At 68.5% G+C, this 23,642-nt stretch carries 24 protein-coding genes; 10 read left to right on the forward strand and 14 right to left on the reverse strand.

The annotated features are described in order from the left end of the window. Window positions 1-634: 634 nt before the first annotated feature. The 3 genes from ABGB08_RS22695 to ABGB08_RS22705 are packed head-to-tail and all read left to right on the forward strand — an operon-like array spanning window position 635 to window position 3,147. Window positions 635-1,699 carry a radical SAM protein gene (locus tag ABGB08_RS22695; RefSeq protein WP_347593376.1) on the forward strand — a complete coding sequence of 355 codons (1,065 nt, stop codon included), beginning with the start codon at window positions 635-637 and terminating at the stop codon, window positions 1,697-1,699. A gap of 36 nt (window positions 1,700-1,735) precedes the next feature. Further along, window positions 1,736-2,338: a dTMP kinase gene (tmk, locus tag ABGB08_RS22700; protein WP_347593378.1), complete on the forward strand. Its 603-nt coding sequence runs from the start codon at window positions 1,736-1,738 to the stop codon at window positions 2,336-2,338. Window positions 2,339-2,349: 11 nt separating this feature from the next. Continuing rightward, on the forward strand, window positions 2,350-3,147 hold the full coding sequence (locus tag ABGB08_RS22705; RefSeq protein ID WP_347593380.1) for a hypothetical protein: 798 nt from the start codon (window positions 2,350-2,352) through the stop codon (window positions 3,145-3,147). Here ABGB08_RS22705 and cyaB read toward each other — a convergent pair. Beyond that, window positions 3,144-3,686, reverse strand: a complete 543-nt coding sequence (gene cyaB, locus ABGB08_RS22710) for a class IV adenylate cyclase (protein WP_347593382.1) — start codon at window positions 3,684-3,686, stop codon at window positions 3,144-3,146. The genes ABGB08_RS22705 and cyaB overlap by 4 nt on opposite strands. A 316-nt stretch (window positions 3,687-4,002) precedes the next feature. On the opposite strand from cyaB, the gene ABGB08_RS22715 reads away from it, so the two are divergent. From ABGB08_RS22715 to ABGB08_RS22725, 3 genes are all read left to right on the forward strand, one after another. Beyond that, window positions 4,003-4,545 carry a hypothetical protein gene (locus tag ABGB08_RS22715; protein ID WP_347593384.1) on the forward strand — a complete coding sequence of 181 codons (543 nt, stop codon included), beginning with the start codon at window positions 4,003-4,005 and terminating at the stop codon, window positions 4,543-4,545. A 110-nt stretch (window positions 4,546-4,655) separates the two neighbouring features. Further along, window positions 4,656-6,416, forward strand: coding sequence for a hypothetical protein (locus tag ABGB08_RS22720; protein ID WP_347593385.1), 1,761 nt, complete (start codon window positions 4,656-4,658; stop codon window positions 6,414-6,416). Continuing rightward, window positions 6,413-6,544: a hypothetical protein gene (locus tag ABGB08_RS22725; RefSeq protein WP_347593387.1), complete on the forward strand. Its 132-nt coding sequence runs from the start codon at window positions 6,413-6,415 to the stop codon at window positions 6,542-6,544. Before ABGB08_RS22720 ends, ABGB08_RS22725 begins: the two co-directional genes overlap by 4 nt. Before the next feature lie 194 nt (window positions 6,545-6,738). On the opposite strand, the gene glnA is transcribed toward ABGB08_RS22725, so the two are convergent. After that, entirely contained in the window at window positions 6,739-8,163 is a 1,425-nt protein-coding gene (gene glnA, locus ABGB08_RS22730) for a type I glutamate--ammonia ligase (RefSeq protein ID WP_155345937.1), read from the reverse strand. Window positions 8,164-8,385: 222 nt separating this feature from the next. On the opposite strand from glnA, the gene ABGB08_RS22735 reads away from it, so the two are divergent. Next, window positions 8,386-9,033, forward strand: a complete 648-nt coding sequence (locus ABGB08_RS22735) for an RDD family protein (protein ID WP_347593389.1) — start codon at window positions 8,386-8,388, stop codon at window positions 9,031-9,033. Here ABGB08_RS22735 and ABGB08_RS22740 read toward each other — a convergent pair. From ABGB08_RS22740 to ABGB08_RS22770, 7 genes are all read right to left on the reverse strand, one after another. Beyond that, the gene (locus ABGB08_RS22740; RefSeq protein WP_347593391.1) at window positions 9,023-9,802 is read right to left on the reverse strand and encodes a class I SAM-dependent methyltransferase; all 780 of its coding nucleotides are present in this window, start codon (window positions 9,800-9,802) and stop codon (window positions 9,023-9,025) included. The two genes, ABGB08_RS22735 and ABGB08_RS22740, sit on opposite strands and share 11 nt — an antisense overlap. Before the next feature lie 4 nt (window positions 9,803-9,806). Then, window positions 9,807-10,493 carry a DUF4191 domain-containing protein gene (locus ABGB08_RS22745; protein ID WP_155361677.1) on the reverse strand — a complete coding sequence of 229 codons (687 nt, stop codon included), beginning with the start codon at window positions 10,491-10,493 and terminating at the stop codon, window positions 9,807-9,809. Window positions 10,494-10,536: 43 nt separating this feature from the next. After that, window positions 10,537-11,472 carry a lipoyl synthase gene (gene lipA, locus ABGB08_RS22750; RefSeq protein WP_347593394.1) on the reverse strand — a complete coding sequence of 312 codons (936 nt, stop codon included), beginning with the start codon at window positions 11,470-11,472 and terminating at the stop codon, window positions 10,537-10,539. 21 nt (window positions 11,473-11,493) lie between these two features. Further along, entirely contained in the window at window positions 11,494-12,468 is a 975-nt protein-coding gene (locus ABGB08_RS22755) for a hypothetical protein (RefSeq protein WP_347593396.1), read from the reverse strand. Window positions 12,469-12,500: 32 nt separating this feature from the next. After that, window positions 12,501-13,166, reverse strand: coding sequence for a lipoyl(octanoyl) transferase LipB (gene lipB, locus ABGB08_RS22760; RefSeq protein WP_347593398.1), 666 nt, complete (start codon window positions 13,164-13,166; stop codon window positions 12,501-12,503). Then, entirely contained in the window at window positions 13,163-13,912 is a 750-nt protein-coding gene (locus ABGB08_RS22765; RefSeq protein WP_155361673.1) for a peptidase E, read from the reverse strand. Before ABGB08_RS22765 ends, lipB begins: the two co-directional genes overlap by 4 nt. Before the next feature lie 290 nt (window positions 13,913-14,202). Further along, window positions 14,203-15,096 carry an AraC family transcriptional regulator gene (locus ABGB08_RS22770; protein WP_347593400.1) on the reverse strand — a complete coding sequence of 298 codons (894 nt, stop codon included), beginning with the start codon at window positions 15,094-15,096 and terminating at the stop codon, window positions 14,203-14,205. A 155-nt stretch (window positions 15,097-15,251) separates the two neighbouring features. Between ABGB08_RS22770 and ABGB08_RS22775 the strand changes: the two genes are divergently transcribed. The 3 genes from ABGB08_RS22775 (at window position 15,252) to ABGB08_RS22785 (ending at window position 17,474) form a co-directional block, all read left to right on the forward strand. Next, a complete protein-coding gene (locus ABGB08_RS22775) occupies window positions 15,252-15,557 on the forward strand; it encodes an antibiotic biosynthesis monooxygenase (RefSeq protein ID WP_347593401.1) in 306 nt (101 codons plus the stop codon). A 33-nt stretch (window positions 15,558-15,590) separates the two neighbouring features. Further along, window positions 15,591-16,595: an alpha/beta hydrolase gene (locus ABGB08_RS22780; RefSeq protein ID WP_347593402.1), complete on the forward strand. Its 1,005-nt coding sequence runs from the start codon at window positions 15,591-15,593 to the stop codon at window positions 16,593-16,595. Between the two features lie 120 nt (window positions 16,596-16,715). Beyond that, the gene (locus tag ABGB08_RS22785; RefSeq protein WP_347593403.1) at window positions 16,716-17,474 is read left to right on the forward strand and encodes an SDR family oxidoreductase; all 759 of its coding nucleotides are present in this window, start codon (window positions 16,716-16,718) and stop codon (window positions 17,472-17,474) included. A gap of 12 nt (window positions 17,475-17,486) precedes the next feature. Here ABGB08_RS22785 and ABGB08_RS22790 read toward each other — a convergent pair whose 3' ends face one another. The 5 genes from ABGB08_RS22790 to ABGB08_RS22810 all read right to left on the reverse strand — a co-directional run. Continuing rightward, a complete protein-coding gene (locus ABGB08_RS22790; RefSeq protein ID WP_347593405.1) occupies window positions 17,487-18,386 on the reverse strand; it encodes a TIGR01777 family oxidoreductase in 900 nt (299 codons plus the stop codon). A gap of 117 nt (window positions 18,387-18,503) precedes the next feature. Then, window positions 18,504-19,988 (reverse strand): 2-oxoglutarate dehydrogenase, E2 component, dihydrolipoamide succinyltransferase, encoded by a 1,485-nt coding sequence (gene sucB / locus ABGB08_RS22795; RefSeq protein ID WP_347593407.1) that lies wholly within the window; start codon window positions 19,986-19,988, stop codon window positions 18,504-18,506. Window positions 19,989-20,013: 25 nt separating this feature from the next. Further along, window positions 20,014-21,393, reverse strand: a complete 1,380-nt coding sequence (gene lpdA / locus ABGB08_RS22800) for a dihydrolipoyl dehydrogenase (protein WP_347593409.1) — start codon at window positions 21,391-21,393, stop codon at window positions 20,014-20,016. Window positions 21,394-21,477: 84 nt separating this feature from the next. Further along, window positions 21,478-22,962 carry a leucyl aminopeptidase gene (locus ABGB08_RS22805; RefSeq protein ID WP_347593411.1) on the reverse strand — a complete coding sequence of 495 codons (1,485 nt, stop codon included), beginning with the start codon at window positions 22,960-22,962 and terminating at the stop codon, window positions 21,478-21,480. 78 nt (window positions 22,963-23,040) lie between these two features. After that, window positions 23,041-23,642, reverse strand: a 602-nt coding sequence (locus tag ABGB08_RS22810; protein WP_347593413.1) for an adenosylcobinamide-GDP ribazoletransferase, incomplete at its 5' end; no start/stop codon positions are given.

Below are 23,642 nucleotides of genomic sequence, written 5' to 3' on the forward strand. Positions count from 1 at the left end.
GTTCAGCGTCCTGCTCGTCGGCGTCGAAAGGTAGATCGGCCGTGTCACCCATCGAAGAGGTCTACGCCCGAATCGATCAGCACTCCGAGGTCATCCTCCGCGACTTGGCCGAGCTCAAGGCCGGGCAGATCGAGATCCGCGATCTGCTCACCCGCGTGGTCGCCCGGCTGGAGGGCGTGCAGCTAGGCCGCCGCGATGCTGAGCATCCCTCCGCGGCATGTTTGCGTGGTCGGCCGTCTGGGGCACCGGGCCCGCCAAGTGCCTGCGAGGCCGGTGATCAGACTTCACAGGTGACGCGAAGCCCTCCGAGTCAACATTTCGTCAACCGAAGGAGGTGGAACGGGCGACATCAACACCTACAGTCCTGCAAGACCCACACCCTTAAGACCCCATCTGAACTGGTTAAACGCCAGCGCCTTCCATGGATTGGCGTGAAGCGAAAATCGATCCGGCGGGCAAGACACGGGTTCACGTCCAGATCGCCGACATTCTCGAAAAATGCATCGCCCTTTTCAGGGACCTACATCGCGTCTCCCAGTCGCTGGCCTAAGAAGAGGTAGATGCGATATCCCATGTGGCGGAGCGTCTTCGAGGGCCGCTGAAATCACCGATTCCAATCTCTGGGAGGTTGATCGTGCGGAAGTCCCTGATCGTCGAAACCTCGGCTAACTCGTGCTACTTCAGGACCTCGGTCGGCGGCCAGGGCCGCAAGGCCCTCATACAGATCAGCGAGCGTTGCAATCTTCACTGCGCGCACTGCTTTGTGTCCTCTGTCAAAGAGGGTCGCGACATCCCCTACGCCGATCTGGTCGAGAAGGTCATCCCTCGTCTGCGGCGTGCCCGAGTCGAGCGGATTACCCTGACCGGCGGCGAGCCGTTTGTGCATCCCAGCATCATGGACATCTGTGGTCATCTCGCCTCCCTCGGAATGCCGGTAGGGATTTGCACCAACGCCACCTGCACGTCTGATGAGCAGATCGTCGAACTGGCGGCCATGGGCAACGTTCACGTGAACGTGAGCCTGGACGGTTTCCGACCGCAGAGTCACGGCAAGTTCCGGGGTGACGTCGCCTCTTTTGACCTCACGGTGGCGACCGTCCGCAAATTCGCCGAGGCCGGTCTGCTGCAAGGGCTGCTGTCCACCCCGAATGTACTCACCGACGTCGAGGAGTTCGCGGCGCTGTGCGAGTTCGCCGTCGAAGTGGGGGCCGCCTACGTGCTGATGAACCCGCTCTCATCGATGGGCCGGGGGGTCAGGAGTCAGGGCCGAATGGCGGCGGCCGATGACAAGATGCGGGCCATCCGTGAGACCACCGAGCAGTTCCGGGAACGCGGCGTGGACCTGGTCCACATCCGTTTCCCCAACGACGAGCTTCCTCTGGCCGGGTGCGACGCGGGCAAACTCGTGTACGTCTTCGCCGACGGTGCCACGGCGGTGTGCCCCTATCTGGTCTTCGCCGCTCGAACCCCACAATCGCGCTACTCCGATGCCGACTTCCTGGTGGGCAACATCCTGGACGGCGGAGGTCACCGGCCCGCTGGACGACTACGACCTGGCCGGGATACTCCAGATGGGCACCAATGCCACCTGTCGGTCGTGTTCCCTCAACGGCTCCTGCGGCAAGGGCTGCCCTGCCGCGGTGATCTCCCGGGGCCTGGCGATCGGGGACGTAGATGCCGAGCAGTGCCCCATGCCTGACGACCGGCCGCTGCTCCAGATCCAACGGCGATCGGCATGACGTCCCCGCTGTTCATAGCCGTGGAAGGCCCGAACGGGGTCGGTAAATCAACCTCGGCGGCGCTGCTGGCCAAACGGCTCACCGAACGGGGAGCAGCCGTCCATCTGACCACCGAACCATCCGACACCCCCCTGGGGCGGCTCGTGCGCTCCAGCGAATCGGGGTTGACCGGGCGGGCACTGGCCCTGGCCATCGCGGCTGACCGGGCCGCCCACCTCGATGCCGAAATTCTGCCCGCATTGCAGAGCGGCCGAGTGGTGATCAGCGATCGCTACGTCCAGTCCTCCCTGGTCCTGCAACGGCTCGACGGGATGGGAGTAGCCGAGATCTGGCGCTACAACTCCTTCGCCCGGCCACCGGACATGTCGTTCTACCTCGAACACGACCCGGCGATCATTCGGACCCGGTTGAATGAACGCCACGTCAACTCCCGGCTTGAACGTGTCGGGACGCCGGAACGGGAGCTGGAACTGTACGACGCGGCGTTCCGATCCCTCGGACGGCGCGGATGGCGGCAGTTCCGCATCGACTGCCGCGACCTGGACCCTGACGGCGTCGTCACCGCGATGATCAACCGGCTCGACCTGCTGGCCACCTGAAAGGGCAAACCATGTTCTCCGTGCTCACGGTCAACATCGGCGCGGCATCACGTGACCGCGCTGAACGCATGCTCGGCTGGCTTGCTTCCCGGCCCGAACACGTCTTCCTGCTGACCGAAACCAGCGCGGGAACCGGCACCACCTACCTGCTCGACCAGTTCCGGCAGGCCGGATGGGCAGTGATCAACACTCCCGATGCCGGCGACCGAGGCGCCGCCCTGGTCAGCCGGATACCGGTCGTGGACCAGGCGCCGCCACTGCGCGAGGTGGCCATCCCCGGCCGCGTCGCCGCCGCCCTGCTGGACACCCAGCCCGCCACCTATGTCGTCGCGCTCTATGTACCATCCCGGGATCGCAGCCAAGTCAAAACCGAACGCAAACAGAGGTTCATCGGCTCCGTGGTGGAAGCCCTGGTCGGACTACCCGCCGACTACCGCGACCATCTGGTGCTCGGCGGCGACTACAACGTGATCACCCGCACCCACCGGCCCCTTCACCCGGGCTTCCTGCCGTTCGAGTTCGCGTTCCTGGACACCCTCCAGGAGCACGGACTGGTTGACGCCCACGACCGCTACCGGCCCGACTCCCAGCCCTACAGCTGGATCGGCCGCACCGGAGACGGCTACCGCTACGACTACCTCCACGTAGGCAAGGCCCTGGTCGACCGCATCAACTCATGCGACTACCTACACGAAACACGCGACCAGTCCCTGACCGACCACGCGGCCCAAACCCTGACACTGCACATCGACGCCACCATCCTGGACACGGGCGACATAGCCGAGTCGGGGGAGATCCCGCTGTTCTAAGCCGGGGCCAGCGCCGCCCGCACCAGCGAATCGTAGGTGTCGGTGGTCCGCTCCAACGCCACCCCCAGGGAGCGGGCGAACGCGTCGAGATAGTCCTGCGCGGCGGCCCCGGACTCGTCTACGCCGAGGACTTTCTCGATCTCCAGGAACAGCCCCGCGTGCTCGACCTCGTCCACGCACAACGCCATCTCGGCCACCCGCGCGGTCCGCCGAGTCTTTACAATCCGCACGGTCGGGCGGAAGCCCATCTGGGTGATCGCCCGATGCATCTGGTCGCGGTCGGCCACTTCCGATTCGTGTTCCAGGCAGCTCAATTCGTTCTCCAACGGCGTCTTCACGGTGAACACATGCCGATCACCCTGGGTACGTAGGCGCGCGAACGGCACACCGACCTTGGATTGGCCGTAATCCCAGTCAGGGTGCGCGTACGCTTGATCGTCCTGGGTTATCGGAGCGGAGAGAACCAGTCCACGTTCAGCGAGGGCTTGTTCTAGGCCGGGCAGGTCGAGCAGTCGGTATTTGACCTCGATCTCCTGCACCCTGGTCACCCTTTCATCATCACCCACTCCTGTCCCGTGGGAGCTTAGCGGCCCGGGGTTCGCGACGCGGGAAGAATCCTGCGCGGGTCCGGGATCAGGGATGCGGAAAGGGATCCCGCAGGCCGGACCTCGATGGCATAGGTGGGTGATCCGGCAGACGGACGAGACGGTGGAGCGGGTCTGCTCCATCCCTTTGTGGGACGAGGCCACCGAGGAGTTCCACAACGCCTGGCTGACCTACCGGACGGCCGACCCGTAACTCACCCGGCCGGCTGCGTCCGGTGATCCGCCCAGCCCGCGCAACCTCCGCTGGTGGGTGTCCGCCGCGTTTGCGCTGATCGGCGGCACTACGGCGATTGTCCTGGGGAGCACGTATGGGCTGCTCAAGGTCCTCGGCGGTGCCGTGCGGGTCGGCAGGCAGGCCGCCCAAGGGGCTCGACATGCCTACCGCGACTACAAGGCCACCCGCGAGATCGAGGAAGCCGAGGTGATCGAAGAGACCGACGACCCTGCTCCGGAGCAGAAGCCAGAACAGGTGGTTATCCCCGACGAGGACCCCGCCGAGGAGCCCACGGAGATGCCAGCCGCCGACCTGAACAGATACGACACCCCTCACGAAAGGACCACCGTGAACGCCGAGTTCACCTCCTTCCCCCAACTCCAGCACGACCACGAGACAGCCAGCGACGACATGACCCAGACCGCGGCCGCGATCGACGGCCAGGTGGCCAGCCTGCTCCTGAAGGACATGGGCCGCGGCGAACTCGTCTCGGCGCTGATGGACGCGCAGGAGGCCGCGAACCAGCTGGCGCCCAGCACACGCGGATCGCCGAACTCGCCGCCGCGCAGGGCGTCGTGACCGAAGCCCACGCTGCTGTCGGCGGCGTGGACAACGTCGCCAGCAAGGAGGCGTACGCGCAGGGCTGAGCTCAGCCGTACGCAGGAACCATGCGAAAGGAGCCCACACCGATGCCTGACCCCGAGGTTCGCTCACAGTCCACCGAGATCACCCGGACCGTGCGGCGGCTTGTGTTCCGCCAGCGGTACCGCGTCGTTATGGCGGCTCCGTTCGCATGGCTGATTGCGCTTCCGCTATCTGGCGCGCTGTACGTGCTGCCGGTCCACCCCGCTGTGGCCGCCCTCATCGCGGCGGCCACGGCCGCCCTGCCGGTCCGCAAGTCGGTCCAGGCTCGCCGCAACACCGCCGTCGCGGTGTTCGGCGCGGCCTGGCTCATCCTCGCCTCGACGGCCGGCCCCACGGGGCTGGTCGCACAGGTCGGACTGGTCGGCTGGCTGGTGTTCGCGCTGCTGCACTGGCGGCGGTACCGCCGCCTGCCGATCCCGGTACTGCACCTGGTGGATGAGCAGCCTGTCTTGGTCGAGCAGGTGGACAACAAGCTTGACCCCAAGGTGGAGCAGATCCTGCGCCGCTTCAACGAGCGCCTGGCCGCCAAGGGCAAGGTACTCGAGGGAACCACCCTGACGACGCCGCAGCGGATCGAGGCCGGTTATCGCGCGGAGATCCGAGCGGTCCCGGGCGAGAAGGAAACGAAGGACATCATGTTGGCTGCGGGCAAGGTCGCCTCGGCCTTCCAAACATCGACGCAGCTGGCCGTGCTGGATCCCGTGCCGTACCGGGACAACTCCCGAGCCATGCTCACCCTGCTCCAGGGGGACACACTCGCCACGGTGCGCCGGTTCGAGGAAATCCAGCCGCGCATCGGCAAGGACGGCCGCGCGCACATCGGCTACTTCTACGACTTGGAGCCCGCCCACTGGGCGTTCTTCACGAAGTCCGGTGGCATGCGGCACGGCATCATCGTCGGCGACTCCGAGGCGGGCAAGTCCCGCTCGGTCGAGACCCTGATCAGCCTGGCCCACCTGTCCGAGAAGATCGCGATGGTGCTGCTCGACCCACAGGGCGGCTCCATGCCGGACTGGAACGGCAACACCCACCGCTGCGCCCTCGGCGAGGACGAGTGCATGTCCGAACTGGAGCTGTGGCACTGGGTCATGCGCCGCCGCGTCCGGCACCTCGCCTCCGTCCCGTGGGTGGACGAGGACGGCGACGAGCGGCGCGGCAAAACGCACCTGGTGCCCGGTGACCCTGACACCGGCGGTATGACCGGCATCTTCTTCGTCTTGGAGGAGGCCCCGGAGCTGCTGCGGCACGACGTGCACGGCAAGCGGGCTGTGGGCATGCTCGCCTCCGGCGCGAAGACCTGGCGCAAGGGCGGCGGCGGCATAGTCCTGGTCGCGCAGGACCCGAACATGACCGAGCTGGGCGGCTCCGTGACCTTGAGGGCGCAGCTTCGCAAGAACGCCTGCGCGCTGCGGACGCAGACGCCCGGCGCCGCCTACCAGATGGGACTGCCGCACGACCCGTCGCTGCTCCCGGCAACCTTCCAGGACGGCACGCTGACGCAGGGCCTGGCCTACCTGAATGGGATCGACCGGCGGGCCGCGCTGATGCGGTGGCTGTACACCGAGAAGCCGAAGCACGTCGCCCGCACCCCGGCGGCCGGCCGGATCGACGAGCTGACGATGGGCTGGATCGAGGAGTTCATCGACGCGAAGAAGTCCGGTCGTGAGCCCCGCGCGGTCAGACAGGCCGCTGAGGGGTCGCGTTCGACGCCGGGCGACGTGAAAGCCGTGATCATCGACGTGCTCGCCGATGCGGAGGGCCTGGCGCTGGAGATCGGGCAGAGCGCTTGGGCGTACCCCTCATGACCGTCTACGCCTGGAACTCGCGCGGCGGCGGCCCCAGATTCATGAAGTTCGGCAAACATGTCCGATACAAGATCGCCGACGTGGAGGCGTGGGAAGACGCGCACTACGCGGAGCAGGCGGCCAGCTGACGATTGCGGAAGCGCTATCATCGCCCCCACCAGCGCAGAACGGCCCGGCATCAGAATCGATGCCGGGCCGTTCTGTTCGGTCTCCGTTCGGTCGGACGTTGCTCAGCAACTACAAACAACGACAACCAACCACAAGGTTTTCCCAGGTCAGCGCCCGTTTCCGGGAAGATGGCCGAGGCCGGGAAACCCCGCCGTCACACGTCGTAGTAGAGCTCGAACTCGTGCGGGTGCGGGCGCAGGCGGATCGGGTCGATCTCCTGGGTGCGCTTGTATTCGATCCACGTCTCGATCAGGTCGGGCGTGAAGACGCCGCCTTCGAGGAGGTAGTCGTGGTCGGCCTCCAGGGCGTCCAGGACCGCGGACAGCGAGCCGGGGACCTGCGGGACCTGGCGGGCCTCCTCGGGGGGAAGCTCGTAGAGGTCCTTGTCGACCGGCTCCGGCGGCTCGATCTTGTTGCGGATGCCGTCGATGCCGGCCATGAGCTGGGCGGCGAACGCGAAGTACGGGTTGCACGACGGGTCCGGAACCCGGAACTCCAGGCGCTTGGCCTTCGGGTTGGAGCCGGTGATCGGGATGCGCACGCAGGCCGAGCGGTTGCGCTGGGAGTACACCAGGTTGACCGGGGCCTCGTAGCCGGGCACCAGGCGGTGGTAGGAGTTCACCGTCGGGTTGGTGAAGGCCAGCAGCGAGGGCGCGTGCTTGAGCAGGCCGCCGATGTAGTAGCGGGCGATGTCGGACAGGCCCGCGTAGCCGACCTCGTCGTAGAAGAGCGGCTCGCCGTCCTTCCAGAGCGACTGGTGGCAGTGCATGCCCGAGCCGTTGTCACCGAAGATCGGCTTCGGCATGAAGGTGACCGTGTGGCCGAACTCCAGGGCCGTGCTCTTGATGATGTACTTGTAGAGCATCAGCTTGTCGGCGGTCTGCAGCAGCGTGCCGAACTTGAAATCGATCTCGGCCTGGCCGGCGGTGCCGACCTCGTGGTGCTGCATCTCGGTCTCGATGCCGGCGTCGATGAGGCGGCGCACCATTTCCGACCGGAGGTCGGTGAAGTGGTCCATCGGCGGGACCGGGAAGTAGCCGCCCTTGTAGCGGGGCTTGTAGCCGAGGTTGCCGCCCTGCGTGGCGGTGCCGGTGTTCCAGGCGCCCTCGATCGAGTCGATGTAGTAGAAACTCGAGTGCTGGTTGGTCTGGAAGCGCACGTCGTCGAAGATGTAGAACTCGGCCTCGGGGCCGAAATACACCGTGTCGGCGATGCCCGTTCCCTTGAGGAACTCCTCGGCCTTGCGGGCGACGTTGCGCGGGTCGCGGCTGTACGCCTCGCCGGTGAGCGGGTCGTGCACGAAGAAGTTGATGTTCAGCGTCTTGTGCTTGCGGAACGGGTCGATCACGGCCGTCGTCGGGTCGGGCAGCAGCAGCATGTCCGACTCGTGAATGGCCTGGAATCCACGGATAGACGAACCGTCGAACATCAGGCCGTCGGTGAAGACGTTGGGGCCAAAGTTCTCGACGGGGAAGGTGAAGTGGTGCGTCGTACCCGGCAGGTCGGTGAACCTGACGTCGACGAACTGCACCCCTTCGTCCCGGATGAAATTCAGGACGTCGTCGGCGGAGTTAAACACTCTCTCGAACCTCCCAGGGGCATGGGCTTAGCAGACTGAAAGTAGGCCCGGGGCGTTTCCACCCCATGTCTCGTTTGTTTCGCACGTGTTAATGGAACAGCGATCCAACGCTAACCGTGACCGGGAAGTGACACGTCACCTCCGGCGTCACCTTGACCCAGTCTTTCCCAGACTGGTACGTCGAAGGAGGAGCCACCACAACCGGCCGATACCGTTGAGCATATGAAACAACGGCAGCCCTCGAACCGGCAGCCCACCAACCGCCGGGCCCGTGACCAGCGTCAGCGCGGTACGCAGCAGCCGGGCGAAAGCCAGCCACGCAAGGCGCAAGGGAATCCGGGCAAGGGGCAGGCGCCGAACCGGAAGTCCCAAGGGCAACCTGGCAGCAAGCAGCCCCGGCCCGCCCAGGCCCAGGAGCGGGAACCCCGCTGGACGCAAACCTGGCTCGGCGGCACCCGATCCGCGGGCGTCGACCTCGGTTACCCCGGAGAGCGCCTCGGCCTCCCCCAGGACGGCCCCGGCGCGGTCGCCGGTTTCGGCCGCCGGATCGGCGCCATCCTGGTCGACTGGATGATCTGCACGTGGGCGATCGCGCGCGGCATCTTCCAAGCGAGCCCGCAGGACGCCTCCTGGATCGGCATGGCGGTGTTCGCCGCCGCCTACATCCTGCTGGTGGGCACCCTCGGCATGACCCTCGGCATGCGCCTGTTCAAGATCCGGATCGCCGCCCTGGACGGCTCCCAGCCGACCCTGCTGGCGGTGCTGATCCGGACGTTCCTGCTGTGCCTGGCCGTACCCGCTCTGATCTGGGACCGGGATCAGCGGGGCCTGCACGACCGCGCGGCCGGGACGGTCGCCGTCAGGCTTTGACGCAGCTGAAGATGGCGGTGCCGGGGATGTGGCGGCCCCGGAGCGGGCTCCAGCCGCCCCAGTCGCGGTCGTGGCCCTCGGGCCACTCCGGTTCGGTGAGCGCCACCAGCGTGAGCCCGGCCCCGGTGATCAGGCCGACCCAGTCGCCCAGCGTGCGGTGGTGCTCCACGTAGGAGATCTGGCCGTCCTCGACCTCCACGTACGGCATGCGATCGAAATACGACCGGTCGGCGGTCAGCCCGCGCGGCCCGGGGTCGTCGGGGAACGCCCACCGGATCGGATGGCTGACGGCGAAGACGAACCGCCCGCCGGAACGCAGCACCCGGCGCGTCTCGGCCAGGACGGCCCCCGCGTCCGCGACGAACGGCAGCGCGCCGAAGGCCGAGCAGGCCAGATCGAACGAGGAGCCCGCGAACGGCAGGAATTCCGCGTCGGCCTGCACGAGCGGCAGCGGCGCCGCGGCGTCCTGGTCGATGCGGCGCGCGTGCTGAAGCTGCCGATATGACAGATCCAGCGAGACGACCTCGGCTCCCCGCTGGGCCAGCCAGCGGCCGCACTGCCCGGCGCCGCCGCCGATTTCGAGGATCCGCAGCCCGCGCACCTCGCCCAGCAACCCGGCGTCGGCCTCGTCCAGACCTTCCGGGCACCAGATGAAACCGTCATCGCGCAGGAACGCGCCATGCTCGGCCTGATACCCGTCCGAGGCGCCGTCCCACCAGCTCCGGTTGGCCCGCGAGGTCTCGGCCCTGGAGACCCGCTTTCTGAACATGCGGTCAGCGAGCCTTCGGCGCCTTGGGCGTCTTCGGCAGCCGCGCGCCCTTCGGCATCGGGCCCTTCGGCAGCGGAATCGACGGGGTCAGCGCGCGCATGCGGTTGTTGACCTCGGAGACGGCCGGCTTCTTGAGGTTGCGGGGCAGCTTCATCAGGTGCCGCTGCAGCTTGGCGATCGGCACCTGCCCTTCGGCGTCGCCGCACTGCACGTCGTAGACGGGAACGTCGATCGCCACCCGCTGGACCCGCTTCTTCTCGGCCAGCAGCATGCGCTGCACCCGGTTGCCGGGCCCTTCGGAGACGAGGATCACGCCCGGGTAGCCGACCACCCGGAACACCAGGTCCTGCTCGCGGTTGACCGCGACCGGCTTCTCCTCGACATACCAGTTCCCGCGCATGCCCTGGAGGATCGCGTACGCCGCGCCGGGCTGGCCGTGCAGCATCGAATACTGCGCCCGCTGGGCCAGCTGGCCGAAAATGATCATTCCGACCAGCAGCGACACCGGGATGCCGAGGATCAGCGCGTAGATCACGCTGTTGGTCAGCACCCCGACCACGACGGCGAGCGCGAGCACGCCGACGACGGACGCGTAGACGATCGGCATCCCCTTGGGGTTGGCCTTCTTGATGATCTGCGCGACCATCCGGAGTTGCTTGATGCGGCCTGGGCTCGCCGGGTCTTTCGCCATGACGTGAAGGATACAAATCCCGCGGGCGATTCGTGAAAACGAATCAGCTTCGAACGGCGGACCTGCGCTCGATCGCCTGCTGGTACAGCCGCCCGGCCCGGTACGAGGAACGCACCAGCGGCCCGGACAGCACCCCGGCGAAGCCGATCGCCTCGGCCTCCCGCTGGAGCTCCACGAACTCCTCCGGCTTCACCCAGCGCTCGACCGGGTGGTGGCGCGGCGTCGGCCGCAGGTACTGCGTGATCGTCAGCAGGTCGCAGCCCGCCTCGTGCAGGTCGCGCATGGCCTGCACGATCTCCGCGCGCTCCTCGCCCATGCCCAGGATCAGGTTGGACTTGGTGACCAGACCGGCCTCGCGGGCGGTGGTCAGCACGCTCAGCGACCGGTCGTAGCGGAACGCGGGCCGGATCCGCTTGAAGATCCGCGGCACGGTCTCGATGTTGTGCGCGAACACCTCGGGCCGGGCCGAGAAGACCTCCTCCAGCTGGGCGCGGTCGCCGTTGAAGTCCGGAACCAGGATTTCCACCCCGCAGCCGGGCAGCAGCGTGTGGATCTGGCGGGCGGTCTCCGCATACAGCCAGGCGCCGCCGTCGGGCAGGTCGTCGCGGGCGACGCCGGTGACGGTCGCGTAGCGCAGGCCCATCTGCTGGACCGACTCGGCCACCCGGCGCGGCTCGTCGGTGTCATACGCCGCGGGCTTGCCGGTGTCGATCTGGCAGAAGTCACAGCGCCGGGTGCACTGGTCGCCGCCGATGAGGAAGGTCGCCTCGCGGTCCTCCCAGCATTCGTAGATGTTGGGACACCCGGCCTCCTCGCAGACCGTGTGCAGGCCCTCCCGCCGGACCAGCGATTTGAGCTCGGTGTATTCGGGCCCGGTTTTGAGCTTGGTCTTGATCCACGGGGGTTTGCGCTCGATGGGGGTCTGGCTGTTGCGAACTTCCAGGCGGAGGAGTTTACGGCCTTCAGGTGCGACGCTCACCCTGCCAGCTTATGCCAGTCCTCAGCTGAGCAGGCCGAGGCCCCTGAGCATGCGGGCATACCGCGATTTCAGCTCCTCGTCGACCCGCTCGGACTCGCCCGCCTCGATCGTGGCGGCCACCGGCCTGGGGCTGTCCAGCTCCCGCAGCGCGGCCCGGTCGAGGGCGCCGCGCCGGATCACCGACACGTCCTCGCCGCGCAGTGCCGCGGCCTGCAGCGGCGCCAGGTAGCGCCGGGAGGCGGCGAGTTCGGACAGTTCGGCCAGCGCGCCCGGCCCGGCGACCTGCTCCGCGATCTCCCTCGCCCGCGCGCGTTCCCGGGCCAGCCAGCCCCGGGTGAGCCGATCGAGCAGGAAGCCGGCCACGATCACGGGCCATCCGACCACCCAGCCCACCAGCCGCCCGAACGTCCCCGCCGTCTCGTAGGTGGTGTGCGGCGCCCACGCACCCAGCGTCAGCGCCATGTCCTCGTGCGCGCGCCGCCGGCTCGAATTCTCGCCGCCGCCGAACAGCGCCGCCCGCAGCTCGGCCAGTGTCGTCCGCGCGCCACCGATGATCATTCCTTCCTCTGCCCGCGCGTTCGCGCAGGCCACCGCCACCAGCGCCACCCGCTGCGCGGGCGCGAGCGCGAGCCAGATCGGCAGCCCCACGGTCAGCACCGGCCGCCGCAGCAGCCCGACCCGCGTCAGCTCCCCCCCCAGCCCCTGATCGTGTACGGCTACCGCCCGCGGCTTCGGCGCCCCGGTCGCGGCGGCCACCCGTTCGGCGAGGGCGTACAGGGCCGGGGCGGTTTCCCGGGGGAGGACTTCGGCGGCGGGGGAGAGGCGGGCGGCGCGGGGCCTGAGCATGAAGCCGAGCCCCAGGAAGACCCCGCCGAGCAGCCAGGACACCAGGAAGCCCGGGTTGCGGAGGATCGTCCACAGGCCGAGCGCGGCGAAGGCGAGCGTGAAGGCGTGCACCGCGATCGCGACGACATAGGCCGCGAACTTGGTCAACATATGGACATTTTGGCGGGATTATCGGCGTGACACTAGGCGTGCAGGTCTTCCTCGTACATGTCATAGATCTCCGCTTTGAGCGCCTCGCCCAGGCGCTTCTCCGCATACGGGATGACCTCGTCCACCGTGATCCGGCGACCGGTCTCGGCCGACAGCGACGTCACCCCCGCGTCCCGGATGCCGCACGGGACGATCCGGTTGTACCAGCTCAGATCATTCGCGCAGTTCAGCGCGAAACCATGCATCGTGACGCCCTTGGCGACCCGGATCCCGATCGCGCCCAGCCTGCGATCCGGCACCCCATGGGACGCCTCGCCGCGCACCCACACCCCGGCCCGCCCGTCAACCCGCCCGGCCACCACCCCCAGATCCGCGCAGACCTGGATCAACACCCCTTCGAGCAGCCGCACGTACGGAATCACGTCGTCGATCCGCACGATCGGATACCCGACCAGCTGCCCGGGGCCATGCCAGGTGACCCGGCCGCCCCGATCCACGTCGATGACCGGCGTGCCGTCGCTCGGCCGATCCTCAGGACCGGTGCGTTTGCCCGCCGTGTAGACGGGCGCGTGTTCCAGCAGCAGGCACAGATCGTCCAGCTCGCCGCTCACCCGCCGGGCGTGCGCCAGCCGCTGCAGTGCCCAAACCTGCTCGTACGGAACATCGACGCCAAGTCGGACGATAGCCAGCCCACTCACGTGTCCAGGGTAGACGCGAGTTGCCGGGGTTCGATACGGAACTCCTTCACCCCACCCGCACCATCTCTCTCAATCCGGTACGCGTAGCCGTCCGGCTCGATGCTGACCGCCTGGATGAACTCGGTGCCCACGTAGTGCAGGGCCACGCCCTCGTCGGCCGCGTACCCGTCCGGCAGCTCGCCGGAGGCCACCGACTGGTGCAGCAGCGGCCGCCGCTGCTCGTCGGAGTCGTAGTGCACCCCGCACGAGTACGGCAACAGCCCCATCCCCTCCGCCCACGGCCGCAACGCCGGCCCGAACGAGTCGGTGTTCCCGCCCACATGCCAGCACAGCGCGCCCGCGCTCTGCCCCGCCAGCACCACGCCCGCCCGCCAGGCCTCCTCCAGCGCCTCGTCCAGACCGTGCAGCCGCCACAGCGCCATCAGGTTGGCCACGCTGCCGCCGCTCACGTAGATCGCGTCCTGCTCCAGGATCCAGGCGCGCGGGTCGGGGATGTTGGGCATCGGGAAGACGCTCAGGTGGCTGAGCTCCACGTCCCAGTCGCGGAACGCGCCGTACATCTTGAGCAGCCAGTCGTCGGCGTCGCCGGACGCGGTCGCGAGCATGCCCACCTTGGGCCGGTCCTGCCCGGTCAGGTCCAGGACGTAGCGGAGCAGGGGGGTCGCCTCCATGAAGTCGAACCGGCCGGTCAGGCGGAATGAACCGCCCCCGATTGCCACGATGTGCGACTGCCCAACCCGTCCCATTGTTCACTCCCATGTCAGAAAGAAAGAGGAGTGCCCAAGCCTACGACCCGGCCGTGCGCGCTCGCGCTGGTATCCCGGAAGACGGGCAGTTCACCCGTTTCGCGAGGATAATCGACGTCTCGTCACGGGAGGCGGCAGACGTCCAGAGGGCCGGTGGCCTCACTCTTTGACCGGTTCGGCGGGTTATTACTGCTATGCGCAGGAATGGTATCCGGATTTATCATGAAATCCTGCTACGACGAGATCAAGAATGGCTGGTCGCCGCTTTCATGGGCAGTCGCTCCGACCAGTTACGCCAGGGCTGGCGCGGAGCCGCGCAGGCGGGCGGCGTCCTGGCTGGGCGGCGCCCCGAACTGGCGGCGGTACTCGCGGCTGAACTGTGACGGGCTGTCGTAGCCGACGCGGAGGCCGACGCCGGTGACGTCATTGGGATGCGTGGCGAGCAGGAGCCGGGCCTCCTGCAGCCGGATCTGTTTCTGGAACTGGATCGGGCTCATCGCGGTGACCGCCTGGAAGTTGCGGTAGAAGGCGGACACGCTCATGCCGGACATCTGCGCCACGTCCTCCACCCGGAAGGACTGCGTGTAGTGATCGCGGATCCACCGGACCGCCCTGGCGACGTGGGTGAGGCTGCTGTCGGCGAGGCCGAGCTGCCGGACCACGGCGCCCTGCTCGCCGGTGATGACCCGCCAGAGGATCTCCCGTTTGATCAGCGGCGCGAGCACCGCCATGTCGCGTGGCTGGTCGAGCAGGCGCAGCAGTCTGATCACCGCGTCGATGAGCTCGTCGGACGCGTCGCTGACGGCCAGGCCGGACGGCGCGCCGCCGACGGCGGGCGGGAGGTCGCCGGGGGGCGCCTGCAGCAGCAGCTCGGCGACGGTGGCCGGGCGCAGGGTCAGGCCGAAGCCCAGCGCTGGGCGCTCGGGGCTGGCCTCGGTGAAGTGGCCGGTGATCGGCAGGTCGACCGAGGCGATGAGGTACTGCCCGGCGCGGTACTCGTACACGCGGTCGCCCAGCGCGATGCGTTTCGCGCCCTGCGCGATGAGCGCCAGCACCGTGCCCGTCATCGACGGCGACGGCGGAGCCGGCCGCTCGACCTTCGAGATCAGGACGCTGTCGATGGCGGTGGTCGTGTCGGGTCGGGCATGCCGGGCGAGCGACGCGCGCAGCTCATCAAGGGCCATGACCTGATTGAAGCACCAACCGATACTCGCCGCAACGATAGAATCAGGCAAGAGGTCAAGAGCATCGTTCTAACGTCTCCCCAGGTAGCGATGCTTACATGGGGTTATCGATATCCCAGGAGCGCAAAACCGCTCCACGAATGAGGAGATACGCCATGGCCGTCAACCACGGTTTTCACGCCACCATGACCGCACAGCCCGGCAAGGCCGACGAGGTGGTCGAGCTCCTGCTCAACGCGCCGTCCCTGCCGAACGAGGACTGCGTCGTCTTCCTGGTCGGCCGCTCGGCCGGCAACCCGGACATCGTCTACGTCACCGAAGGCTGGACCAGCCAGGAGGCTCACAGCCGGTTCTTCGCGACCGAACAGGCGCAGGCGCTGGTCGCGAAGCTGCAGCCGCTGCTGGCCGGCGACTCCCAGTACGCCGACGAGGTGCCCGTCGGCGGCAAAGCCAACTTCTGAGATCCCAGCCAAACCCAGCGAAAGGAACCCCTCATGGCACCGGTACGACCCGACCTCGACCCCGAGCTGCGCGCGCTGCTCGCCGACATGCCGCTCATGTCCGAACTCACCCCCGAGGTGCTCGCTCAACTGCGCGGGTTCCCGTCGACGCCCATCGGCACCCTCCTCGACGGCCGCGCCGTCAACCACCAGGAGCTGACCATCCCTGCCCCGGACGGCTCGCGGATCCCGCTGTCGATCTTCAGCCCCGCCGATCGCCCCACGGCGGCGCCGTGCGTCTACTGGATCCACGGCGGCGGCATGGTCATGGGAGACCGCTTCGCACAGATCGACATCCCGCTGGAGTGGCTCGACCTGTTCGGCGCCGTCGTCGTCTCCGTGGACTACCGGCTGGCGCCGGAGGTCACCGGCACGACCCTGGTCGAGGACTGCTACCACGGCCTGCTCTGGACCGCCGAGCACGCCGCCGACCTCGGCATCGACCCCACCCGCATCGTCGTCGCGGGCACCAGCGCCGGCGGCGGCCTCGCCGCCGGAACCACCCTGATGGCACGCGACCGCGGCACCCCGCCGATCGCCGCCCAGATGCTGATCTACCCCATGCTCGACCACCGCGACAACACCCCCTCCACCCGGCAGTACGGCGGCGAGCCCGGTGTCTGGACCCGCGAGATGAACCAGTTCGGATGGGCCTCAGTCCTCGGCGACCTCGCCGACGGCGACGTGCCGAGCTACGTCTCACCCGCGGTGGCCGACGACCTCTCCGGCCTGCCCACCACCTACATCGACGCCGGCACGGCCGAGGTCTTCCGCGACGAGGACGTCACCTACGCCAGCAGAATCTGGGCGGCCGGCGGCCAGGCGGAACTGCACATCTGGGCGGGCGGCTTCCACGGCTTCGACGCGCTCTACCCCCAGGCGCAGGTCTCGGCCGCGGCGCGCCGCACCCGCCACGACTGGCTCGCCCGGGTCCTGCACCCGGCCTCCGACACACCGGCGCCAGCCCTGTCCTCAGCCATGTCGACTACTGGCAATTAGAGGATTGTGCAAGGACTGAAGAGCATCTTTCTATCATATGTGCACGTGGAGATGCTCTGATGGAAGTACCGAAATCCCACAGAGCGTTGATCTGCTCCATGAATGAACAGGTGATAAATCATGCAGGTCGCCATTGTCACCGGTGCCAGCTCCGGTATCGGGCAGAGTGCCGCCATCCAGATCGCCAAGCGCGGCACGGGGGTGATCCTTACCTATCAGAACAACGAGTCCGGAGCGCTGGACACGGTGGCGATGATCGAGAAAGAAGGCGGCACGGCCGTTGCGCTGCCGCTGGCCGTCGGCGACTCGGAGACGTTTCCGGCTTTCCGCGAGTCCGTCGTCGCGGCCTTGCGCGACACCTGGCAGCGGGACACGTTCGATTTCCTCGTCAACAACGCCGGATTCGGCCAGATGGCGATGTTCGAGGACACGACCGAGGAAATGTTCGACACCCTCATGCGGGTGCTGCTCAAAGGCCCGTACTTCCTGACCCAGACCCTGCTGCCGTTGCTGGCCGACGGCGGCGCGATCGTCAACACCACGAGCAGCTCGGCCCGGCTCTCCGTCCTGGAACCCGGCTACTCCGCCTACGGCACCATGAAGGGCGGCATGGCCGTCCTGACCCGCTACCTGGCCAAGGAATTCAGCCCACGCGGCATCCGCGTCAACTCCGTCTCCCCCGGCCCCACCCGCACCCGCATCGCCGGCGACGCGTTCGAACACTACCCCGAAGTGATCCCCGCGATCGCGGCCAAGACCGCCCTCGGACGCCTCGGCGAACCCGACGACATCGGCATGGTGATCGCGACCCTGCTGGCCGAGGAATCCCGCTGGATAACCGCCCAAGACATCGAAGTCTCCGGCGGCTACAACCTCTGACCAGGTACGCGGTCAATCGTTGAGCGCGGCCTTCAGCGCTGTGGGCAGGTCCGGTTCGGTGAAGTGGTAGCCGGCGTCCAGGAGGACGCGGGGGAGCACGCGCTGGCCGATCAGTACGCCTTCGCCGGCGAACTCACCCAGAGCCAGGCGCAGGGCGAAGGCGGGGGTTGGCATGGGCAGGGTCGGGCGGTTCAGGGCGTGGCCGATGGCCTTGGTGTAGTCGGCGTTGGTGGCCGGTTCGGGGGAGGTCACGTTGACGGGGCCCGAAATTTCCTCGTTCTGTAGGAGGAAGCGGACGGCGTTGACCCAGTCGGTGCGGGAGATCCAGGAGAAGTACTGGCGGCCGGTGCCGAGGGGGGCGCCCAGGCCCATTCTGAAGATGGGCAGCACCTTGGCGAGCGCGCCGCCGGACCTGCTGAGGACCACGCCGGAGCGCAGGCAGACCACGCGGATGCCCGCCTCGTCCGCCGGAGCCGTCGCGCCCTCCCACTGGGCGACCACGTCGGCCAGGAAACCCTCACCCTGCCGGTCGTGCTCGTCGACCGCGCGGTCCCTGGTGTCGCCGTAGAAACCCACCGCGGAGCCGGACAGCAGCACCTCCGGCGGGGCGCCCATCCCGGCCAGCGCCGCGGCCAGCATGCTCGTGCCACGCGTGCGGCTCTCCAGAACCTTCCGTTTGTACGCGGGCGTCCAGCGTCTGTCGCCGATCCCCGCCCCGGCCAGATGCACGACCGCGTCCGCGCCGTCGAACACCGACGGGTCCAGGATGCCCTCCTCGGGGTTCCAGAAGGCCTCGTCAGGGGCGGCGGGCTCGTGCCGTACCAATCGGCGGACCGGGCGGCCGTCGGCGGTCAGCGCCCGGATCAGAGCCGAGCCCAGCAGCCCGGAGGAACCCGTCACCACGATCGTCATGTCACCCACGGTAGTTCCTTCGACGGCGGAACCACGTTCGGATGCGCCCGAAAAGAACGAGCCCTTCGCCGGGTATCGGCGAAGGGCTCGTCTACGGCCGGATGTTCGCGAGAGAGCTCAGGCCAGGCCGAGCTGGCCCTCGAAGCGGCCCTCCTCCAGGCGGCGCTTGATCGTCGTGAGGAAGCGGGCGGCGTCGGCGCCGTCCACCAGGCGGTGGTCGTAGGTGAGCGCCAGGAACACCGTCGAGCGGACCGCGATGACCTCGCCCTCGGGCGTGTCCACGACCACGGGGCGCTTCACGACCGCGCCGGTGCCCAGCATGCCGACCTGCGGCTTGTTGAGGATCGGCGTGTCGAACAGGGCGCCGCGGCTGCCGGTGTTGGTCAGCGTGAACGTGCCCCCGGCCAGGTCGTCGGGGCTGATCTTGTTGGTCCTGGTGCGCTCGGCCACGTCGGCGATCTTGCGGGCCAGGCCGGCGATGTTGAGGTCGCCCGCGCCCTTGACCACGGGGACGATGAGGCCCTTCTCGGTGTCCACCGCGATGCCGAGGTTCTCGACGTCGTGGTAGGTGACCTCGTTGGTCTCGTCGTTGATCACCGCGTTCAGCTTCGGATGCACCTTCAGCGCCTCGACCGCCGCCAGCGCGAAGAACGGCATGAACGACAGCTTCACGCCCTCCCGCGCCTCGAACGCGCTCTTGGCCTGCTGGCGCAGCTTGGCGATCCGGGTGACGTCCACCTCGACCACGGTGGTGAGCTGCGCGGTGGTGTGCAGCGAGTCCATCATGCGCTCGGCGATGACCTTGCGCAGCCGCGACATCTTCTCGGTCGTGCCCCGCAGCGTGGTGTCCACCTGGACCGGCTCGGGCGCCGAGGGAGCGGCCTGGACCGGCGCGGCCGGGGCGGCGGGCGCCTGCGCGGGGGCCTGGCGCGCGGCGGCCGCGGCGGCGGCCTGCTCCCGCTGCACCCGGGCCGCCTCGATGACGTCCTGCTTGCGGATCCGGCCGCCGACACCGGTGCCGGACAGCGTCTCCAGGTTCACGCCGTGCTCGTGGGCGAGCTTGCGCACCAGCGGCGTCACGTACGGGCTCTCGCCGGAGGGCAGCGGCGCCGGCTCGGTCGCGGGCGTCGTGGTGATCGGCGTGTACGCCTGCGGCGCGGGCCGCGGCGGCTGCGGGAACTGCTGCGGCGGCTGCGGAGCCTGCGGCGCGGGCTGCGGGATCGACGAGATCGGCGGCTGCGGCGGCGCGGGCGCCGGGGCCGGGGCGGGCGGCGGGACGGCGGCCTGGGGCGCGGGCAGCGGCTCCGGCTCGGGCAGCGGCTCGGGAGCCGCCACCGGGGCCTCGGCGGCGGGCGCGCCACCGGCGGCGGAGTCGATGACCGCCAGCTCGGCGCCGACCTCCACCGTCTCGTCCTCGGCCACGACGATCTTCGTCAGGAAGCCCGCGGACGGCGAGGGGATCTCGGTGTCGACCTTGTCGGTCGAGACTTCGAGCAGCGGCTCGTCGGCCTCGACGTGGTCGCCCTCCTTCTTCAGCCAGCGGGTGACGGTGCCCTCGGTAACGCTCTCGCCGAGCTGGGGCATGGTTACGGAGACAGGCATGATGAGTCTTTCCTATGAGGGCTTGTCAGTTGTGGACGTGCAGCGGCTTGCCGGCCAGGGCCAGCATGGCCTCGCCGAGAGCCTCCGACTGGGTCGGATGCGGATGGATCAGCTGGGCCACATCGCTCGCCGTCGCCTCCCAGTTGTAGATCAGCTGGGCCTCCGCGATGAGCTCGCCGACCCGGCCGCCGACCATGTGCACGCCGAGGACCCGGCCGTCGCGCTCGGCCACGACCTTGACCTCGCCCTGGGTCTGCAGGATCTTGCTCCGCCCGTTCCCGGCCAGGTTATAAGTCAGCTCTACCACGTCGAAGCCGCGCTCACGTGCCTGCGCGGAACTGATGCCCACCGCGGCGACCTCGGGCTCGCTGTAGGTGATCCGGGGCACGCCGTCGTAGTCGATCGCCACCGGGTTCAGACCGGCGATCTGCTCGGCCACCAGGATGCCCTCGGCGAAGCCGACGTGGGCCAGCTGCGGGGTCGGGATGAGGTCGCCCACCGCGTACACCCCCGGGACGCCGGTCCGGCAGAGCTCGTCCACCAGGACGTAGCCGCGGTCCAGGGTCACCCCGGCGGTCTCGAAGCCCAGACCGGCGGAGACCGGGCCGCGGCCGACCGCCACCAGGAGCAGCTCCGCGTCCAGCGTCTTGCCGTTCTCCAGGGAGACCACCACGCCGGTGTCGGTGGTCTTCACGCTGTCGAAGCGCGCGCCGAGCTCGTACTTGATGCCGCGCCGCCGGAAGGCACGCTCCAACAGCTTGGAGTTGGCCTCGTCCTCCAGCGGGAGCAGGTGGGGGAGCGCCTCCACGATCGTCACCTCGGCGCCGAAGGAGCGCCACACGCTGGCGAACTCGACGCCGATGACGCCGCCGCCGAGGACCACCACCGAGGTGGGCACCCGGTCCAGCACCAGGGCGTGGTCGCTGGTGATGACCTTGCTGCCGTCGATCTCCAGGCCGGGCAGCGACTTGGCCACCGACCCGGTGGCCAGCACCAGGTTCCTGCCCTCGTAGACCTGCCCGTCCACGGTGACCTGGTTCGGCCCGGTGACCCGGCCCTCGCCCTCGATCACGGTGATCTTCTTGCTCTTGATCAACCCGGTCAGGCCCTTCCAGAGCCCGTTGACCACCTTGTCCTTGTACGCGAGCACGCCCGGCACGTCGATCCCGTCGAAGCGGGTCTTGACCCCGAACGCCTCACCCTCACGGGCCTGGTCGGCCAGCTCCGCCGCGTGCAGCAGCGCCTTCGTGGGAATGCACCCGTTGTGCAGGCAGGTGCCGCCGACCTTCCCCTTCTCGATCAGCGCCACGCTCTTGCCGAGCTCGGCCGCCCGCAGGGCACAGGCGTAACCGCCGCTACCGCCACCTAGGACGACAATGTCGAAGGGGCCGCTGCCATCAGCCACTGGAAAGCTCCCTAATGATTTTCACGTGCCGTTGTGACGGCATCTTTTCACTTGTCACTGAAGATCGTGGTTCAGACGCGGGCGCTACCGCGCGTATCGCTCCGCGATCCCGAACAACGTACGCGTGAGGGCGCCTGTTCCGCCCTTCGGCGTGTAGCCATGAGGTTCGCCCTTGTTGAAGGCCGGACCCGCCATGTCCACATGTGCCCAGCGGACGCCGTCGGGAACGAACTCGCGCAGGAAAATCCCGGCCGCGAGCATGCCGCCCCAGCGCTCCGGGTTCAGGTTCGCGATGTCGGCGATCGGCGAGTCGAGGCCCTTGCGCAGCTCCTCGGGAAGCGGCATGCCCCAGGCGCCCTCCCCCTGCGCCTGGGCCACCTCGACGATCTCTTCGCGCAGGTCGTCGTCGTTGGACATGACCGCGCACGTCCGCCAGCCGAGCGCGATGATCTGCCCACCGGTCAGGGTGGCCACGTCGATGATCAGATCCGGGGCGTCCTCGGCCGCGCGGGCGATGCCGTCGATCAGCACCAGCCGGCCCTCGGCGTCGGTGTCCAGCACCTCGACGGTCTTGCCGCTGTAGGTGTGCAGCACGTCGGAGGGGCGCTGGGCGGTGCCGGACGGCATGTTCTCGGCCAGGCACAGGTAGCCGATCACGTTGACCTTCAGGCCGAGCCTGGCCACCGCCAGCACCGCGCCGAGCACCGCGGCCGCGCCGCCCATGTCGGACTTCATCCAGTCCATGCTGGCGGCGGGCTTGAGCGACAGGCCGCCCGAGTCGAACGTGATGCCCTTGCCGACGTACGCGATCGTCTTGCCGGCCTCGGGGTGCGCGTATGCCACGCGGACCAGCCGGGGCGGGTTCGCGGAGCCCTGGCCGACGCCGACGATGCCGCCGTAGCCCGCGTCCTTGAGGGCGATCTCGTCAAGGATGTCGACGGACAGGCCCGCCTTGCCCGCGGTCTCCTCGGCGATCTCGGCCAGCCTGGCCGGCCACAGGTCCGACGGCGGGGTGTTCACCAGGTCGCGGACCAGGTTCACCGCCTCGGCCAGGGTGGCCGCCCGCTGCGCGGCCCCCTCGGCGCCCTCGGCCTCGGTCAGCACGACCACCTCGCCGACCGGGGCCTTGCGCTGGCCGTTGGTCTGATACTTGCTGAAGCCGTACGCGCCGAGCAGGGCGCCCAGGGCGATCGCCTCCACCTCGGTGGCGCTGGGGGCGGGCAGCGCGAAGGTCGCGTCCGGAGTGCCGGCCAGGGAGCGCACGGCGGCGCCCGCGGCCCGGCGGAGCGTCTCGGCCTTGTAGTCCCCTTCGGGGGCGTCGCCCAGGCCGACCGCGACGACGATCGGCGCGGGCAGGGCGCCGAAGGTGGGGAACTTGGCGATCTCCTCGGCCTTGCCGGTGAAACCCATCGCGATCAGGGTGGCGGCGAGCTGTCCGCCGAGCGCCTGATCGAGGCCGTCGGCACCGGGAGCGGTCTGTGGACCGTCCGGGGAAGCGTGGATGCCGATAACGAGAGCACTGGTCTCGATGGAGACCGTGGCAGATGCATTGACGCGCACTGTGGTCACTGGGCCGATGCTAGCTGGGCTTTCACGGTACGCATAAACGAGGGTTCGTCCTACCAATCGTCCGGGGGCTGTCAAAGATCAGGTAAGCAGGGCCGCGGCGGTCACCAAGACCGTCGTGGTGGTCACCTCGACGAGGGATCCGAGCACGTCACCGGTGATGCCGCCCAACCTGCGCACCGCCCGTCGCCGGACTCCCCACGCCACAATTAGCCCGGAGCCAACCGCGATGAGGAGATAAATCCAGCCATCTCGTGACATGGCCAGAAAAGTCAGCCCGACAGTAATTGCGGTTGCGGTCATGGCCCCGAACCACCCTACCGTCCCCGCGACCAGCGCCCCCAACCCATCCTCCCGGGCCGACGGCACTCCCTCCCGGCACGCCCACGTCACCGCCAGCCGCCCCGCGACACACGCCACTCCCAGCACCACCGCCCCCTCCCGCGACCCCAACTGCGCCAAGGCCCCCACCTGCAGCAACACATTCAAGACCACAGCGACCACTCCGAACGGCCCGATATCCGACCGCTTCATCACCTCCAGCGCCCCCGCCCCCTCCTTCCCGCTCCCCAGCCCATCCGCAAGATCAGCCAACCCATCCAGATGCAACCCCCGAGTCCCCCAAGCCAACCCCGCCACCGCAACCACCCCCGCCAACACCCCCTCCCCGAAAACCACCCCAC

The sequence above is a fragment of the Acrocarpospora sp. B8E8 genome (genome assembly GCF_039871605.1).
Taxonomy (GTDB): domain Bacteria; phylum Actinomycetota; class Actinomycetes; order Streptosporangiales; family Streptosporangiaceae; genus Acrocarpospora; species Acrocarpospora macrocephala.

Coding starts and splice junctions, on each gene's coding strand:
- tmk (WP_347593378.1), top strand. CDS start 1,736: ATGACGTCCCCGCTGTTCATAGCCGTGGAAGGCCCGAACGGGGTCGGT.
- ABGB08_RS22705 (WP_347593380.1), top strand. CDS start 2,350: ATGTTCTCCGTGCTCACGGTCAACATCGGCGCGGCATCACGTGACCGC.
- ABGB08_RS22720 (WP_347593385.1), top strand. CDS start 4,656: ATGCCTGACCCCGAGGTTCGCTCACAGTCCACCGAGATCACCCGGACC.
- ABGB08_RS22725 (WP_347593387.1), top strand. CDS start 6,413: ATGACCGTCTACGCCTGGAACTCGCGCGGCGGCGGCCCCAGATTCATG.
- ABGB08_RS22735 (WP_347593389.1), top strand. CDS start 8,386: ATGAAACAACGGCAGCCCTCGAACCGGCAGCCCACCAACCGCCGGGCC.
- ABGB08_RS22740 (WP_347593391.1), bottom strand. CDS start 9,802: ATGTTCAGAAAGCGGGTCTCCAGGGCCGAGACCTCGCGGGCCAACCGG.
- ABGB08_RS22745 (WP_155361677.1), bottom strand. CDS start 10,493: ATGGCGAAAGACCCGGCGAGCCCAGGCCGCATCAAGCAACTCCGGATG.
- ABGB08_RS22755 (WP_347593396.1), bottom strand. CDS start 12,468: ATGTTGACCAAGTTCGCGGCCTATGTCGTCGCGATCGCGGTGCACGCC.
- ABGB08_RS22765 (WP_155361673.1), bottom strand. CDS start 13,912: ATGGGACGGGTTGGGCAGTCGCACATCGTGGCAATCGGGGGCGGTTCA.
- ABGB08_RS22770 (WP_347593400.1), bottom strand. CDS start 15,096: ATGGCCCTTGATGAGCTGCGCGCGTCGCTCGCCCGGCATGCCCGACCC.
- ABGB08_RS22775 (WP_347593401.1), top strand. CDS start 15,252: ATGGCCGTCAACCACGGTTTTCACGCCACCATGACCGCACAGCCCGGC.
- ABGB08_RS22780 (WP_347593402.1), top strand. CDS start 15,591: ATGGCACCGGTACGACCCGACCTCGACCCCGAGCTGCGCGCGCTGCTC.
- ABGB08_RS22785 (WP_347593403.1), top strand. CDS start 16,716: ATGCAGGTCGCCATTGTCACCGGTGCCAGCTCCGGTATCGGGCAGAGT.
- ABGB08_RS22790 (WP_347593405.1), bottom strand. CDS start 18,386: ATGACGATCGTGGTGACGGGTTCCTCCGGGCTGCTGGGCTCGGCTCTG.
- sucB (WP_347593407.1), bottom strand. CDS start 19,988: ATGCCTGTCTCCGTAACCATGCCCCAGCTCGGCGAGAGCGTTACCGAG.